Source organism: Snuella sedimenti (assembly GCF_016428595.1).
Taxonomy (GTDB): Bacteria; Bacteroidota; Bacteroidia; order Flavobacteriales; family Flavobacteriaceae; genus Snuella; species Snuella sedimenti.
In genome coordinates, this window is the sequence record NZ_JAELVQ010000041.1 from 1 (window position 1) to 15,207 (window position 15,207).

The following is a 15,207-nucleotide window of genomic DNA, read 5'->3' on the forward strand; positions in this document are numbered from 1 at the left end:
TAATTCATTAATATTTTTCCATTCGGATTTTTCAGTTTCTCTAAACCAAGACTTTAATTGTTCTTCACAGTCTGCGTGTTTTTCCCAAAAGTCTCGTAAAGTTCGTTTCGCTATTACTCTGGATCGGGCGGTCAAAGTGAGCCACCTTCGGCGGATTGAAGTGAGCATAGCAATAATTCTTGTAAGTCCTTTTGTAGCTTAGATTAGAATGTGTTTTTAAGTGGCTCAAAATTTTTCGTTACTAGTGGTTCACTTTATCCGTTTTTTCCAATGAATAGCTAATTATTTATAAACTCAATTTGATATCTTTTTTGTTTGAACTCACCACCATCTATTTTAACGAGCTTTCCATTAGAGTCGAAATAATAAAACTTTGTATCAATCCTAGCTCCTGTCCAAGCGTCATAATCATTAATTCTATAAACAGTGTATCCTGATTCCATTGCTTCAAGGCTGGCTTTTTTACCTGCAACTGATTTAAACTCTTGTATCGTCATACCGATATAAGACTGATTCGATACATAGGATGCTTGTTTGTAAGCACCTGCACAACTTGTTAAGATTGCGATTGTCAAGATTAATAGCGCTTTCTTCATAATTTTAAATTCCTTTATAAAGTTCATATTGTCTATTTTTAGTAGGTTTTGGCTTGCACACAACAATTGCATATAGTTACCTTAGTAACTATATTTCCATTATATCTACCCAAATATATATAAAATTCTTACGTGTAAAGAGGGGTAAGGCTTTAAATCTTTTTAAGAAGGAATTTTTGTCTTTCACTATTGGTAGACCAACATAAACAAACACAGTTAAAATTGGCGTTAAATAGCTGCTTTTTTTAAATTAAAGATTTGAGCAACAGTTACCGGTTCAGTCAACCCTTCGATTGAGCCTGTATCGAGCTTGTCGAGTTGCTCAGGACAGGCTCGGTGTTCATGTTTGGCCGTACCGACCACACGAACAGAATCTTAGTTATTAGGCAATGTTTTATTCATCTTCATACTCATCAAATAGGTCATCATATTCCTTAATATATGCAATGTCAGGTTTTCTATGTTTCGTTTCATATGGCAGTCCAAAACAATAAGGTCGAATGTCTACCACAATCTTTCTCTTACCTTCTATTTCTTTTATATCAGTGTTCATTATCTTTCCATAGATTAAATAAACATTTCTCTGAGATGTTCTATGTTTAGCAGAGCTCGAGGCAAAATATTTTGGGTCAACTAACCATTCAACTTGAAACTGCTTTCTCTTAAAGTAGAACTTAACCATCTCACTATTTTCAGTAATAGGTTGGTCTACTTTTTTACTATAAAGACCTCCAACGTAGAAACAATATTGACCAACTATGCCCTCTTTTATACTTGTACGATTAAGTAACTCGTCCAAATCTTTAAAGTTAAAACGGTTAAGAATTGACTTAAAAAGCTCAAAATAGTAAAATCGAAGTTTTGCAGAGCCCAAAGGTGCAAAGAATATTAGAGGAGTATTAGGATTGTCGGCAATGGTTGAAATTTTATCAATGTTTAAATGTCCATCATTTTTAATTAGTTCATCATATACCAAAGAATCTGTATACTTTGTTTTAGGAATTTCATTAAAATGTTCATTACATACTTCAAGAATTCTTGGGACATTGAGGAACTCTACTTCATGTATATTTCCATTAATTGCTGCCCTTTGAACTTTTTGAGATTCAACTTCTTTCTCCCAATTTTCTTTCGTTTTTAAAATTTGTTTAGGTGTAAGTTTGAGGGTTAAAGATTTCCCTTCCTTGTGAGCTAATTCGTGATCATTTGGACAAAGAACGGCTAAATTTCCGTAAGTATTGTCCTGTGATTTTGAATAATGTTCAATGTGATGTATGATGTAAGAATCACTTTTTTCCCCTTTACAAATACAGCAGATATAGTTAGAGTTTTCTAGTAAATGTTGAATGACATCTTCTTCAATGGGATCTCTTTTAATAAGGTCTTTTATAGTATCAACTTCCTGTTCACTTAATTTATATACATCTATCAGGTTTTTCTTCGATGTTTTTTCAAACGTGGTCTTTGGTAAATTTAGTCCGTCTAGTTTAGTTGCTAAATCAATCGAAACGCCATATTGTAAATAAGTATTTATCATTCAGTCTTTATATTGCCTAACGTAATGTATATGAAAAGTAAGGGATTTAAAAAGCCAATGCCCTTTGGTTTTTCCAAAGCCAATTTAGTAAATAAATGTTTAAAATGTAGGATAAATATTAATTTTCTAAATTGGCGACGTGCCGGTTTGACCTAACTTTGTTTTAGGCACGGAATCCCTTATTTTTTATATATAGTGTTGTAGGCTTTATATTTTTAACCCCATAACACTCGCTCTCTGCTTTTAAAGGGGGTAAAATGGTCATTTCATGATATTATTGAACTAATGAAATGATATAAAGCACCAGTTGATCAGCTTTATACCTCTTTAAGAAATTCGTATGTTTTTATAAATTATATGATTTATACATTGTGGTATGAGTCGTTTAATTTAGGCGCTTTTTAAGAAACTGTTTTGTCCATGGGGTGCTAAAAACCATCAACCCATAAAATTAACGTAGGAATTACTTGACTTTTTAAATTTAATTTTATAACTTAACACCAAGTTTTGTTTAACGACACAGCTCGTTTGAAAATACATTTTCACGGCGTTTTATCGCCAAAAAACTTGCCAAGGGTATAACCCTAAAGTTATGCACTTTTTTTAGCACCCCATGGACTGTCCGCTATCTTATATTAAGCGCAACAACATCCGAATTAAAAATTAGAGAATAAAGCTAAGCAATTGCCTACAACAATTGCATACAGTTACCTTAGTAACTTTATCTCCATTATATCTACCCAAATATAAATAATATTCTTACGTGTAAAGAGGGGTAAGGCTTTAAATCTGTAATCAAGAAGGAATTTTTGTCTTTCACTATTGGTAATCCAACATAAACAAGCATTCTTTAAGTGGGTGTTTTTATAAAAACTATGGGGTTGTGCAACAGTTGTCGTTGTTATCTGCTGGCTTTTAAAGTATTGGTTAATAATTGGCATAAGTCGAACCGAAATATGTGGCACGGTTTAAACCGAAATCAATGGCACAATGACTCCGAAATCGATGGCACAAACCTAACCGAATTAGCCAGGGCGACAAGCCTGTCCAATGTTCGTTTTGCCTTTAAAGCTACCCTACAATACATTTTACGTCTTTTTAAGCCTCATAATTTTAGGGTGCAAGCAATTTACACGGCAAAATAAAAGCCCTTAAAAGGGCTTATTTAGATCTTATTCTTATAACATCAAGGGCTTGTGTAACGGCTACCATTGTTGGCAACTGGTTTTTTTATTAATAATCTTGAACTAACACTTCAGTCGGAATATGAAGTGTTGAATTCAGTTTTCTTATCATTCCTAAAGTCAGTTTACGTTTTTTGCTTAAAATTTCGCTAACTCTACTTTTAAATCCAACAACTTCGGCTAAATCCTTTTGTTTCATTCCCATTTGCTCCATTCGGAATTTGATAGCTTCAATTGGGTCAGGCATTCCAATTGGAAAGTTTTCATTTTCATATCTGTCAATTAAGATTGAAAGGATTTCCAATTCATCTCCTTGTTCAGTTCCTTTTTTTGCATCAAAAATCTCTTCAAGTCTGTTTAGAGCGTTTTGATAGTCTTTTTCGTTTCTTATTGGTGTTATTTTCATAATCAGATATTATTTGCGTCTATTTTGTCATATTCTGCGTGAGTTCCGATGAATCTTATCCAGCATATTTGATATTCAAAGTTGAATTTTACAATCAATCTATAGTTATTACCTTTAATATTGTAAACAATTCGGTTGTCTTTTAATATACTCGCACTTGGATAATCGTTTTTTAATTCATTAATATTTTTCCATTCGGATTTTTCAGTTTCTCTAAACCAAGACTTTAATTGTTCTTCACAGTCTGCGTGTTTTTCCCAAAAGTCTCGTAAAGTTCGTTTCGCTATTACTCTCACATTATACTTATTTGTCGCAAATATAATAAAAAAGTTACCAAAATGGTAATAAATTTTCTTTTTTCAGCTTGTTACCAACGTTGTTGTGTATGGTTAGTTGCGTGTTTCAGCAACTAATTTAGTAAACAAAAACGAACGCGAGAAAATTCCGAAGGAATTTTCCAAATAAGCACTTGTCAAAGCAATTAATTATACACGTTGTGCGTGCCCAGCATGGGCATCCATTCGTGCTAATGTACGAATTTTTTAGAGGGTGCAAGTCCCTTATGGGCAGGGGTAACCCTTCGGTTACACTCAGGACAGGCTATTTGAACCATTAGCAAGTCGCAAGGTCGCTAGTTGTGAAGCTGGGACTGAAGGAAGCGAAACTGCAAATGTCGGTACTGAGGAACACGAACCATATACCGAGGCTATGAGGTCGGACGGGCAGTAGCTCAAAGTCCTATTTTGCGAACCACGATAACGCAATCTAAACTTCAGAAAAGAGGCTACCTAAGTATGCTAACATACTACAAAGGTCAATATCATTTTTGAACCGCCGTATACGCGACCCGCTTGGTTTATCCTGAGCATCTCGACAAGCTCGATACAGGCTCGGACGAAGGGTACGGTGGTGTGAGAGGCGCACCGTGGACTTATCGTTCACGGCCGCCTACTTGACTATGTGGTTTTTTTAGTTCTATTCTATTGGATACATATTAAAATTTTGGTCATCAAGATACATTATTCGATTTGGTATCGTTTCTAAAATTTTATCCTCAAGCGATTGATTGATTCTATCAGACCGATATCGAATTGCCATGTATAATAGAAAAGTTTCAGCAATATCTTCTCTTGTGGGGTTATCACGTGCATATGTAGAAATGAAATTAGCATCGGATTCTTGTGCTGAGACCCATCCTGATGAAGCTGAATGTTTTGCATCGAGAGAGGTATGGGAGGCTTCATGAACTAATGTTTCTTCTAGTATTCCATCATTTTCATACAACGTTGACTGCCCTATATGAATAAGAATATTATTGTTGCCTCCACCAAATAGTTCAGTACCCTTGTGAATCCATACGGTTTCAACGTCAATGCGCAAAGCAGTCGGTAATCTGCCAATTACCTCAGAATATTTCAATGCTTCTATTTCGGCGGCATCTGAATCTTGGAATTCAGGATTAACCTGAATTTCTATAGACAACCCATCATCATATGTAGAATTAAAAAGATATGGGTTTACAGTAATCCAATTATCTACTCTTCTATCAAACATTGTACGTGTAGCTTGTCCAGCATAGGAAAGACTTACAAATGTGGTTTTGTCAGAATCCGTAATTATATCAGGATCTAGGAAAATCGTTCCACCAAATGGAGGGGTTGCTGGAATCTCTGGAGGCATATCTTCCTCCCCATCCTTACCACAAGAAATTGTTAATATGATTAGAAAAAAAATCCAGACATTCTTAAAAATGTTCATAAGATTCATGTTTATTTATTCCACATAACGTTTATGTATATGAAAAGTTGCGTATTTATGAGCGAGGATTTTCCGAAGGAAAATCAGAAGTTAGCAAACGAGCAACTAACATTGGTTTAGCTAAAACTAGCAATTTTTTATATACGGTGTAGTTGCAGTTTTTATTCCATTTTTTTTCTATTCAAACTCAAGTTTATGGTCAAGCTCAAAAGTCCTTTGTCGATTGGCTGAAAATTTTTGTTTGTTAAAATTACGTGCGGATTAATAGTCAGTCTACCTTTTTCTCCACCAATTCCAAAGAAAGGAATGAATCTTAAAGTCCAATTATCAAAGTCTGTATAAGTCACTAACTCTGTTCCGATAACAATACCCATTAGATTTATAGCTCCACTTATTTTGGGTCCAATTGTGAATTTTTCTGTATTCAGTCCGATTTCCGTTCCGAGTCCATATTGAAGCCCACCACCATGTACACCTCCATACATAGCTTTGTTAATTCCGATATCAATTAAATGAAAATTTTTGTCGTACGGGTCGCCAAAGCTGTAATTATATCCCAAATTGAGATTCAGAGATTTATAATGTCCATAATCTCTTTCCTTTCGATTTTGCCCAAATCCAATACTTATAAAACCAACTAAAAAGATAATTGTTATTCTAGTTTTCAATGGCTAGTTCTGTTTTTCAAATTGCACCTAACAATTGTACACAGTTACCCCGGCAACCATATTTCCATTATACATACCCAAATATAAATAATATTCTTACGTGTAAAGTGGGGTAAGGCTTTAAATCTTTAATCAAGAAGGAATTTTTGTCTTTCACTATTGGTATCCAACATAAACAAGCATTCTTTAAGTGGGTGTTTTTATAAAAACTATGGGGTTGTGCAACAGTTGTCGTTGTTATCTGCTGGCTTTTAAAGTATTGGTTAATAATTGGCATAAGTCGAACCGAAATATGTGGCACGGTTTAAACCGAAATCAATGGCACAATGACTCCGAAATCGATGGCACAAACCGAACCGAATTAGCCAGGGCGACAAGCCTGTCCAATGTTCGTTTTGCCTTTAAAGCTGCCCTACAATACATTTTACGTCTTTTTAAGCCTCATAATTTTAGGGTGCAAGCAATTTACACGGCAAAATAAAAGCCCTTAAAAGGGCTTATTTAGATCTTATTCTTATAACATCAAGGACTTGTAAAACGGCTACCGTTGTTAAAACGTTTTTATTCTTTTTTTGGTATTAATAGGTAAGGAATTATTCCAGTCAATGCAATAAATCCAGTCACAAACAATGTCGTTTTCAATTCAATTCTCAAAACATAAAACAAGGTAAAAACGGAAACACAAGCATAAGTCAAAACGATAGAGTCCGAAAGCAATTTATTCTGATTGTTTTTAAATCGGTTTAAGATGTTTTTATATCTATTGTTTCTTAAAAAATATAAATAATTTATACCAACTAATACCAGCGGAATTGCACCAAACCCTTCTTCTCCAATCGATTCAATATCATATTCAGCATAAATCAGAATAGAGAAAATATTAAGAGCCAAAATTATTGATATAACAATAATTGTTGACCAGTCAGGAATAGATTTATTTGTTATACTCGTATTTCTATAAATACTATAAAAAACGTAATCATAAATTTTATTCATTGGCTTTTCTCAAATGTTTTACAACGGTCTTGTTTAACGCAAGTGGCGTGGAGTAGGGACGCGAACTTGTCGGCTTAGTTGTTTTTTACTTGGTCTCTAAAATAACACTTTTCACCAGAATGCCCGCTATTTGCTGTTAAACGATGTGTGTGCCCAGCATGGGCATCCATTCGTGCTAATGTACGAATTTTTCTAGAGAGGTGCAAGTCCCTTATGGGCAGGGGTAACCCTTCGGTTACACTCAGGACAGGCTATTTGAACCATTAGCAAGTCGCAAGGTCGCTAGTTGTGAAGCTGGGACTGAAGGAAGCGAAACTGCAAATTTCGGTACTGAGGAACACGAACCATATACCGAGGCTATGAGGTCGGACGGGCAGTAGCTCAAAGTCCTATTTTGCGAACCACGATAACGCAATCAAAACTTCATAAAAGAGGCTACCTAAGTATGCTAACATACTACAAAGGTCAATATCATTTTTGAACCGCCGTATACGCGACCCGCTTGGTTTATCCTGAGCATCTCGACAAGCTCATTACATGTGGCTCAGACGAAAGGCAGGCATAACAAAGAAGATGAAAGAGAAGATGGACCGCGGCCTACCGATAAAACTCTTAAAAATCAAGGTAGCAGGGCTGGACATATGGATGAAAATCTTGTTTGACCCCGAAGCAATGAGGGGGAGGTATTTTCATCCGTGGTGGGAGTACCGTAGCATTTTCTTAGATTTTTATCGTAAGCCTAGACTTTTTGCTTACTTTTTCGGCAATGGAAAAAGTAAGAGGCTACCTAAGTATGCTAACATACTACAAAGGTCAATATCATTTTTGAACCGCCGTATACGCGACCCGTACGTACGGTGGTGTGAGAGGTGCACCGTGGACTTATCGTTCACGGCCGCCTACTCGATTGTGCCTTCGTTCTTTTCCTCCTTTTTAGTGTTTATCAATATGCCAAATGTCATAATTAATGCAGAGAGAATAATCACTTGAATTACTAAGGATTTATTAACCAGTAGGATGCTGTCACTGGGATCAATAGCCAAAAACAAAAGGATAGTAATAAGCCCTCTTGGTGCTACAAATAATAGTGGAGTCAATTCAAGTTTTGAAAATTTAAGCTGAATGGCACGAAGAACGAAAATTATAGTTACAATGCACAACGACCATATTAAAGTTTTTGTATTGAGGATATCAGAAGTTTTTAGCATATAGCCAAAAAGGATAAAGAACAATGCTCGAATTAGAAAGGCACCTTCAATTGTAAGAGCTTTAAATTTTTGGATTTCATCCCTTATTTCGTCTGTGTTGAATTTTGTTATCCATTTAAGACGCCTAAACTCACCAAGATTACCAATGGATAAGCCAAATATCAGGATAAAAATAAGCGCTGGAAGATGATACACTTTGGAAACTGAGTAGATCAGGATCACAAGCAGAATTATGGGGACAAACTTTACATGATGATCAATTTTGCTGAGTAAAAGAGAAAGCCCAATTGTTGCAATAAAAGAAACAGCGATCATGATGAAGAACTTCAAACCAAAAAATCCGAAAGAAGATAAATCGATGCTTTCATTTAACACGATGAAATTGAAAATCAGCACGCCTAAAATATCCGACAAACTGCTTTCATAGGTAGTGAATTCCCGATTGAATGTTGTCAGGTTTCTGGCGCTTGGAATCGCGATTGCACTACTGATGATGCAAAAGGGAATTGCATTGATCAAGCTAATTTTAAAGGAATAATCGCCATAATACTGAAACAGGAAGGCGAGTAATAATGCCATTCCTATCATTGGCAATAATGCTCCCAAAAGGGATTTTTTCACAAGCCCGATCTTTGATTTATTGAGATCTAATTCTAAAGACCCTTCCAGTACAATCAAAACAAGGCCTATTGTTGCTAATATGGGTAATAGCATAGTGAAGTCAGGAAGTTCAAATTTTAAAAGGAGGGTGAATTGTTTAATACCCCAACCTAATAACAACAACAGTATTACAGAGGGTATGCTGGTTTTTGAAGCAGTGAGGTTAAAAATATAGGCAATGAGTAGTAGCGAGCAAAACGTAATTATAATCGTGTATGTCATTTCAAATTGTTACCCCGTAGTGTTTAAGCAATATAAGAAAGTTTCTTTGGAAAAAGCCAAATTTCCTATAAATATGCTGTCTGGTTTTAGCTATTCTTTATCAAACCCATCTACAATGACGCCTCCCATAGATGCAGGAAAACCAAGTATTATTATTCTTTTCATGGCAATTATAGGGTCGTCTAAAATTGGCATTCTGTTAAGAGCAAATAGAACAATAAAGACGATAATAAGGGCAATACCATAATCAATTATGATTCGAAAAACGAAATGGGATATTCTGTGCTTTATTTTTCCTTGAAATATTCCTTGAATAGAGTATAGACTAATAAATAATAACGATAAAAAAATAAGCACAATTACGTTAAGTAAAGGTAACGTTTCACTAAGTCTCCAAGATTCTTCTGAGAATGCTATGGGAACAGTCAACGCAGAGGACCCAACTATTACCTGAACAATATCTTCTGTGTTGATAGATTTTTTGAATGATTTAATCAACTTCTTTATAAAATTTATATCCCAGTTTGTATTAAATATTTATTATTTCTTGCATGAAGCACAACGGGAGACCTCGCAAAAAGTCTCTTTTTTAAATAAAAGTAAGGGAATTAATTCAATTAGATAAGTTGTAGGGACTTAAAATGTGAATGTTTGTATTTTATGAGTGTATGGTCTTTCCCAGAAAAGAAGGCTAGAAGGCCTGCAAAAGAGGCCATTATGCTATTCATTTTAGAGCCAATTAGGTCAAGTCTGCTTTTTAGCTCTTTGCTTCCCAATATCCCCATGCACCTTAGTAAGTTGTAGGCACTTAAGAGCGTTTTCCGATTCAGATTTGATAAGCGATTCCTTATTCACAGCATTGATTAAAATCCGTTTTTGGTTTTCATTAATTCCGTTTTTATCTCCTGCGATTAGTATTTCAATATCAGAGTTAAAATACCTTGTAGTTATCTGCCAGCCAACATCATTTCCTTTTATGCTAAAACTCTCGATTTCTCCAAAGACGGAGTCAGTGGTTTTTAATTTTTTACTCCCAAAAAGTTTTCCAAATATTCCCATTTAATTTGTTTTTTGTCTGGTCACTTAAATTACATGCACCGCTGTTAGGTCCAGGTTTTATATCAGTTGCTTTAATTTATATTCGGATTTCAACTCTTCCAATTCCGTTTTGTCAATTAGTTTCATATTCAATAGCCATTGAATATTTCCCATAAATTGCTCCTCATTCAAGTCAAAGTTAATAAGCATTTCTTTCTTTTTGTCGTTCGCAATTTTGATTAAATTATTTGCAAATTCTATAACTTCTACTTCATTTGGTTTTGTTCGGAAAAGTCGAATTAATTTATTTCCATTCACAATTAGAATGTCATCTTTATGAGGTTTTAAAATTCCGAAAATTGAGATTGCTCCCCAAATTATTGCGTTTGCAACATAAGTTCCTGGTTTTTCGGGACTCCCTAAAAAATAAACTCCGATACATATTAGAGTTATAATACTTGTAATTCCAACAAAAATTTTCCCTACAATTACATTGTCCGCTTCATATTGAATTTCGTTTCCAATTTCGGTGAGATGAATTTTGTATTTCAATTTGTCCTTAATTGAATTGTATTCAACTTCTACAAATTCAGAATTCGAGTCTACTTTATATGACCGAGTTTCCAATCCTTTTCTTTGTTTTATTTCGTTCATGTATTTTTTCTGCTTTCCCCAACAATTACATACAGTTACCTCAGCAACCATATTTCAATTATATCTACCCAAATATAAATAATATTCTTACGTGTAAAGAGGGGTAAGGCTTTAAATCTTTAATCAAGAAGGAATTTTTGTCTTTCACTATTGGTAACCCAACATAAACAAGCATTCTTTAAGTGGGTGTTTTTATAAAAACTATGGGGTTGTGCAACAGTTGACGTTGTTATCTGCTGGCTTTTAAAGTATTGGTTAATAATTGGCATAAATCGAACCGAAATATGTGGCACAATGACTCCGAAATCGATGGCACAAACCGAACCGAATTAGCCAGGCAACCATATTTCCATTATATCTACTCAAATATAAATAATATTCTTACAATTAAAAGGGCTTTAATATGTTTTAAATCCTTGAAAATAAATTTATATCAATGGTTTTGCAGTTCCTCTCTGGTTAAACCCACCTATATAAAACTATATGCTAACCTGTGTAATAAGTTAAGGGAACGGATTAGTTAGTAGTCTGTATTTGTTTGGCCGCACCGTCCACAAGAACGCTCTTAGTTATTGGGCATGGCTATTTTTTATTAAACTCTTTTAGTTCGAAATAACATTCTTCACAAACCAATTTAATGTCAGCAAACTTCTCCGATTCTTCGTTCCAACCATCAGCTTCTAATCGTACTTGTTCACATTCATCACACCAAGCAGCAAAAGAATCCTCATCGTCCAAGTCCATACCTTTATGTGTGTCAAAAGCTTCCTCAAATCCAATTTTTTCTTTATGGTTCAGATGTTTACAAACGAAAGCAGGTCTTCTGAAACCATGATTTCCACAATCAACCGTTTTTTGCTTCATCATCCGAATTAAACTTGAATCTTTATCAGTGAAAACGTTAGTAAGTAGTTTGTAGGTCAATAAGTCTTTTGAATTCGTACAATAAACACCAATTGAGTTAATCATACTTTTGCTTATTGCTACAAAATCCCAACATTCTTCTTGGTCACAATCTATTAATCCATTGGTCAGTTTCTCGTAATCGCGCTTTTCTCCGAGTTGTTTAACCACTAAAGTTTTCAATTTGTTTTTTTCAATAGAATGTTCGTTTTCCCAACTCCATAACCAAGTATTAGACTTTAACGAATAAGTACCTATAGGAATATATTTGAAAAATATTTCATCATCGTCATCATTGTAAACGCGTAACAATTCTGATTCTTGGTCATAAAACCAATTTGAATAAGACTCTAATTTGAATTTTGAATTGAAAGCCTCTTGAGATTCGATTAATTCGTCATAGTTTTTACTTGCGTATTCTTTGTAATCTTTGTTTCGCATGAGTGGTTAATTATAGCCAACAATTGTACACAGTTACCCCGGCAACTATATTTCCATTACATATACCCAAATATAAATAATATTCTTACAATTAAAGAGGCTTTAACAAACTATAATTCTTTAAGAACAAAAAGTTATACCAATGGTCTTGTAGCTTTCTATTGGTGAGCGGGGCTAGGGCGCACCGTGGACTTATCGTTCACGGCCGCCTACTCGATTGTGGTGCGTTTAATTCAGTTTATTATATAATTTAGAGAAAATGATATTGGAAAATTTTTCTCTTCATAATCTTTCAGGACTTTGGTCAGGCCGTAGCTTAATTTGGCTTCTATAAAGAATCTCTTAAGTAAATCATATTTTAATCCAGCGGCTGTTGAAAAGTCAAGAGTATTAAAACCCTCAGTAGATTTTATCTCAAAACCAGTTCTTGAATTTTTTGAAGTTGCATTAATTAGAAATCCTACTTGAACCCCACCAATAAGCGATAAATTATTTATGAACTCATATTCTATTAGGATTGGTATATCAATATAATCTAATTTTGTGCTAATTTGGGTCTGAACACTATTAGTCCAATAGCTCACAGCCCCACCTTTTTGATTATAACTAATATCTGCTCTGTAATCTAACTTATTATTTTGAGTTTCTAATATTATAAATCCACCTGCTAATAAACCTTCACCAAATGCAAAATATGTTTTATCAAAGCCGTATAAATTCATACCTGCTTTTGCACCATATCTGATTTTGTTTTGGGCAAAACAAGATGCCATACATAAAAAAAATATTACAGTCTTAAATAATTGTTTGTTTTTGTTAATCATAGGATGTCTTTAATTTTAAGTTTTATGTCAAATCTGTAGTCTTATTTTAGGACGGGTCAAATTCGTGTATTGTGCGATTCCAAAAGTCAATTTGCGTTCAGTTTTTAATATTGTAGCCTACAATTACACACAGTTACCCCGGCAACCATATTTCCATTATATCTACTCAAATATAAATAATATTCTTACGTGTAAAGAGGGGTAAGGCTTTAAATCTTTTTAAGAATGAATTTTTGTCTTTCACTATTGGTATCCAACATAAACAAGCATTCTTTAAGTGGGTGTTTTTATAAAAACTATGGGGTTGTGCAACAGTTGTCGTTGTTATCTGCTGGCTTTTAAATTATTGGTTAATAATTGGCATAAATAGAACCGAAATCAATGGCACAATGACTCCGAAATCGGTGGCACAAATCGAACTGAATTAGCCACGTTCCGGCTAAAAAGCGTTGCTGTCCCGCAGGGCAGCTATGATTTTTTAGCCATTGTGTGTGCCCAGCATGGACATCCATTCGTGCTAATGTACGAATTTTTCTAGAGGGTGCAAGTCCCTTATGGGCAGGGGTAACCCTTCGGTTACACTCAGGACAGGCTATTTGAACCATTAGCAAGTCGCAAGGTCGCTAGTTGTGAAGCTGGGACTGAAGGAAGCGAGACTGCAAATTTCGGTACTGAGGAACCCGAACCATATACCGAGGCTATGAGGTCGGACGGGCAGTAGCTCAAAGTCCTATTTTGCGAACCACGATAACGCAATCAAAACTTCATAAAAGAGGCTACCTAAGTATGCTAACATACTACAAAGGTCAATATCATTTTTGAACCGCCGTATACGCGACCCGCTTGGTTTATCCTGAGCATCTCGACAAGCTCATTACAGGTGGCTCAGACGAATGGCAGGCATAACAAAGAAGATGAAAGAGAAGATGGACCGCGGCCTACCGATAAAACTCTTAAAAATCAAGGTAGCGGGGCTGGGCATATGGATGAAAATCTTGTTTGACCCCGAAGGAATGAGGGGGAGGTATTTTCATCCGTGGTGGGAGTACCGTAGCATTTTCTTAGATTTTTATCGTAAGCCTAGACTTTTTGCTTACTTTTTCGGCAATGGAAAAAGTAAGAGGCTACATTCCCATAGTAGGCTAATCGACCAAAACCGGTTTAGTCAACACGGTGTTCATGTTTGGCCGTACCGACCACACGAACACTTGGTTATTGGCGGTAGTTTTTTATTCGTTCATTTTTATTTTGTGTTCAATATATTTCAAGGATTCAATGTCCGAAATATTAAATCCTTGTTCAGAAATATAGTCCACGTTTTCTTTCATTGAAACTTGAATTTCTTTTTTAATTGTCAGATTTCCATATTCTTCATAGGCTTCTGGTAAATAGATTGAAAATGATTTTCCGTTCCCAAAAGTTCCTATTTGCGAGTCTCCATATTCGTTTTCAGGGTCTAAAAAGAACAAGTAATCTTCTTGTGAATTAGTTTTATTTTTAGAAAATCCAATTGAAAATTCGGGAATTGCTGTATTTTCCTCATACCCACTTAACCAACCAACAAGATTGTGATAAACATAAAAACTAATCGATGGGTCAACTTTTATAATTTTCCAATCTCCGTATTCCGCAATTCCCAAATTGTATATATTAAATTCTTCATTTCCTGATAGTTCTCCATATTCTTTAATTCCTTTGAGAATATAACTTTCAGTTGTGCTTTTTGTAAGTATATATCTGCTGTAATCTTGGCTCTTTATTTTCTTTAGTGTCCCGAGAGTCGATTTTTCTTTTTCAGAAGTATTGTCTTTAGTTTCAAAACTATTTTCGCTTTGACTGATTACATTATTTTCTTTTTTTTCTCCAAATTGATTGAAAAGAATTAAAATAATTACAATTGCGATTATGCCTATTATTATGTACTTCATTTGATTTTCAAATTACATGCCACAGTTTATCTTGAGCATCTCGACAAGCTCATTACAGGTGGCTCTGTAGGCTCACCCATATTAGAACTGTCTAATTTTCTAAAATTTCAACAAAGTTATTGTTTTTAATTGTAATGGAGCTAGCTCCATTACAATTGACTTCTGCATATTTTATCGGGGACAT

General features: G+C 34.8%; 18 protein-coding genes. 4 read left to right on the forward strand and 14 right to left on the reverse strand.

Annotated elements, in window-relative coordinates; translation table 11 throughout:
* Window positions 1–278: 278 nt before the first annotated feature.
* Both JF259_RS17055 and JF259_RS17060 read right to left on the reverse strand, forming a co-directional pair.
* A complete protein-coding gene (locus tag JF259_RS17055; protein WP_199116920.1) occupies window positions 279–596 on the reverse strand; it encodes a hypothetical protein in 318 nt (105 codons plus the stop codon).
* Between the two features lie 394 nt (window positions 597–990).
* A complete protein-coding gene (locus JF259_RS17060) occupies window positions 991–2,133 on the reverse strand; it encodes an HNH endonuclease signature motif containing protein (RefSeq protein WP_199116921.1) in 1,143 nt (380 codons plus the stop codon).
* Window positions 2,134–3,008: 875 nt separating this feature from the next.
* Here JF259_RS17060 and JF259_RS17065 point away from each other — a divergent pair.
* A complete protein-coding gene (locus JF259_RS17065; protein WP_199116922.1) occupies window positions 3,009–3,278 on the forward strand; it encodes a hypothetical protein in 270 nt (89 codons plus the stop codon).
* Between the two features lie 88 nt (window positions 3,279–3,366).
* Here JF259_RS17065 and JF259_RS17070 read toward each other — a convergent pair whose 3' ends face one another.
* The 4 genes from JF259_RS17070 to JF259_RS17085 all read right to left on the reverse strand — a co-directional run bounded on the left by JF259_RS17070 (window position 3,367) and on the right by JF259_RS17085 (window position 6,149).
* Window positions 3,367–3,723: a helix-turn-helix domain-containing protein gene (locus tag JF259_RS17070; protein ID WP_072766087.1), complete on the reverse strand. Its 357-nt coding sequence runs from the start codon at window positions 3,721–3,723 to the stop codon at window positions 3,367–3,369.
* A gap of 2 nt (window positions 3,724–3,725) precedes the next feature.
* A complete protein-coding gene (locus JF259_RS17075; RefSeq protein WP_199116923.1) occupies window positions 3,726–4,019 on the reverse strand; it encodes a type II toxin-antitoxin system HigB family toxin in 294 nt (97 codons plus the stop codon).
* A 679-nt stretch (window positions 4,020–4,698) separates the two neighbouring features.
* On the reverse strand, window positions 4,699–5,481 hold the full coding sequence (locus tag JF259_RS17080) for a hypothetical protein (protein ID WP_199116924.1): 783 nt from the start codon (window positions 5,479–5,481) through the stop codon (window positions 4,699–4,701).
* A 161-nt stretch (window positions 5,482–5,642) separates the two neighbouring features.
* Window positions 5,643–6,149, reverse strand: a complete 507-nt coding sequence (locus JF259_RS17085; protein WP_199116925.1) for a hypothetical protein — start codon at window positions 6,147–6,149, stop codon at window positions 5,643–5,645.
* A gap of 211 nt (window positions 6,150–6,360) precedes the next feature.
* Here JF259_RS17085 and JF259_RS17090 point away from each other — a divergent pair, with 211 nt between their 5' ends.
* Window positions 6,361–6,630 carry a hypothetical protein gene (locus JF259_RS17090; RefSeq protein WP_199116926.1) on the forward strand — a complete coding sequence of 90 codons (270 nt, stop codon included), beginning with the start codon at window positions 6,361–6,363 and terminating at the stop codon, window positions 6,628–6,630.
* A gap of 80 nt (window positions 6,631–6,710) precedes the next feature.
* Here the strand turns inward: JF259_RS17090 and JF259_RS17095 are convergent, their stop codons facing one another.
* Complete coding sequence (locus tag JF259_RS17095; RefSeq protein WP_199116927.1) at window positions 6,711–7,145, reverse strand: hypothetical protein; 435 nt, start codon at window positions 7,143–7,145, stop codon at window positions 6,711–6,713.
* A gap of 539 nt (window positions 7,146–7,684) precedes the next feature.
* Here JF259_RS17095 and JF259_RS17725 point away from each other — a divergent pair.
* Window positions 7,685–7,807, forward strand: a complete 123-nt coding sequence (locus tag JF259_RS17725; protein WP_262894932.1) for a hypothetical protein — start codon at window positions 7,685–7,687, stop codon at window positions 7,805–7,807.
* Window positions 7,808–8,044: 237 nt separating this feature from the next.
* On the opposite strand, the gene JF259_RS17100 is transcribed toward JF259_RS17725, so the two are convergent.
* From JF259_RS17100 to JF259_RS17125, 6 genes are all read right to left on the reverse strand, one after another.
* Entirely contained in the window at window positions 8,045–9,235 is a 1,191-nt protein-coding gene (locus JF259_RS17100) for a cation:proton antiporter domain-containing protein (RefSeq protein WP_199116928.1), read from the reverse strand.
* 90 nt (window positions 9,236–9,325) lie between these two features.
* Complete coding sequence (locus tag JF259_RS17105; RefSeq protein WP_199116929.1) at window positions 9,326–9,733, reverse strand: DUF2391 family protein; 408 nt, start codon at window positions 9,731–9,733, stop codon at window positions 9,326–9,328.
* 246 nt (window positions 9,734–9,979) lie between these two features.
* Window positions 9,980–10,294, reverse strand: coding sequence for a hypothetical protein (locus JF259_RS17110; RefSeq protein WP_199116930.1), 315 nt, complete (start codon window positions 10,292–10,294; stop codon window positions 9,980–9,982).
* Window positions 10,295–10,351: 57 nt separating this feature from the next.
* The gene (locus tag JF259_RS17115; RefSeq protein WP_199116931.1) at window positions 10,352–10,978 is read right to left on the reverse strand and encodes a hypothetical protein; all 627 of its coding nucleotides are present in this window, start codon (window positions 10,976–10,978) and stop codon (window positions 10,352–10,354) included.
* 531 nt (window positions 10,979–11,509) lie between these two features.
* Window positions 11,510–12,271, reverse strand: a complete 762-nt coding sequence (locus JF259_RS17120; RefSeq protein ID WP_199116932.1) for a DUF6882 domain-containing protein — start codon at window positions 12,269–12,271, stop codon at window positions 11,510–11,512.
* Between the two features lie 233 nt (window positions 12,272–12,504).
* Window positions 12,505–13,095, reverse strand: coding sequence for a porin family protein (locus tag JF259_RS17125; RefSeq protein ID WP_199116933.1), 591 nt, complete (start codon window positions 13,093–13,095; stop codon window positions 12,505–12,507).
* Window positions 13,096–13,975: 880 nt separating this feature from the next.
* Here JF259_RS17125 and JF259_RS17730 point away from each other — a divergent pair.
* Window positions 13,976–14,098: a hypothetical protein gene (locus JF259_RS17730; RefSeq protein ID WP_262894933.1), complete on the forward strand. Its 123-nt coding sequence runs from the start codon at window positions 13,976–13,978 to the stop codon at window positions 14,096–14,098.
* A 226-nt stretch (window positions 14,099–14,324) separates the two neighbouring features.
* Here JF259_RS17730 and JF259_RS17130 read toward each other — a convergent pair whose 3' ends face one another.
* Window positions 14,325–15,023 (reverse strand): hypothetical protein, encoded by a 699-nt coding sequence (locus tag JF259_RS17130; protein ID WP_199116934.1) that lies wholly within the window; start codon window positions 15,021–15,023, stop codon window positions 14,325–14,327.
* Window positions 15,024–15,207: the final 184 nt, after the last annotated feature.

Excerpts from the sequence above, each read along its gene's own strand:
- JF259_RS17100 (WP_199116928.1), bottom strand. The coding sequence starts at position 9,235 with ATGACATACACGATTATAATTACGTTTTGCTCGCTACTACTCATTGCC.
- JF259_RS17080 (WP_199116924.1), bottom strand. The coding sequence starts at position 5,481 with ATGAACATTTTTAAGAATGTCTGGATTTTTTTTCTAATCATATTAACA.
- JF259_RS17110 (WP_199116930.1), bottom strand. The coding sequence starts at position 10,294 with ATGGGAATATTTGGAAAACTTTTTGGGAGTAAAAAATTAAAAACCACT.
- JF259_RS17095 (WP_199116927.1), bottom strand. The coding sequence starts at position 7,145 with ATGAATAAAATTTATGATTACGTTTTTTATAGTATTTATAGAAATACG.
- JF259_RS17065 (WP_199116922.1), top strand. The coding sequence starts at position 3,009 with ATGGGGTTGTGCAACAGTTGTCGTTGTTATCTGCTGGCTTTTAAAGTA.
- JF259_RS17060 (WP_199116921.1), bottom strand. The coding sequence starts at position 2,133 with ATGATAAATACTTATTTACAATATGGCGTTTCGATTGATTTAGCAACT.
- JF259_RS17115 (WP_199116931.1), bottom strand. The coding sequence starts at position 10,978 with ATGGTTGCTGAGGTAACTGTATGTAATTGTTGGGGAAAGCAGAAAAAA.
- JF259_RS17055 (WP_199116920.1), bottom strand. The coding sequence starts at position 596 with ATGAAGAAAGCGCTATTAATCTTGACAATCGCAATCTTAACAAGTTGT.
- JF259_RS17070 (WP_072766087.1), bottom strand. The coding sequence starts at position 3,723 with ATGAAAATAACACCAATAAGAAACGAAAAAGACTATCAAAACGCTCTA.
- JF259_RS17130 (WP_199116934.1), bottom strand. The coding sequence starts at position 15,023 with ATGAAGTACATAATAATAGGCATAATCGCAATTGTAATTATTTTAATT.
- JF259_RS17120 (WP_199116932.1), bottom strand. The coding sequence starts at position 12,271 with ATGCGAAACAAAGATTACAAAGAATACGCAAGTAAAAACTATGACGAA.
- JF259_RS17090 (WP_199116926.1), top strand. The coding sequence starts at position 6,361 with ATGGGGTTGTGCAACAGTTGTCGTTGTTATCTGCTGGCTTTTAAAGTA.
- JF259_RS17125 (WP_199116933.1), bottom strand. The coding sequence starts at position 13,095 with ATGATTAACAAAAACAAACAATTATTTAAGACTGTAATATTTTTTTTA.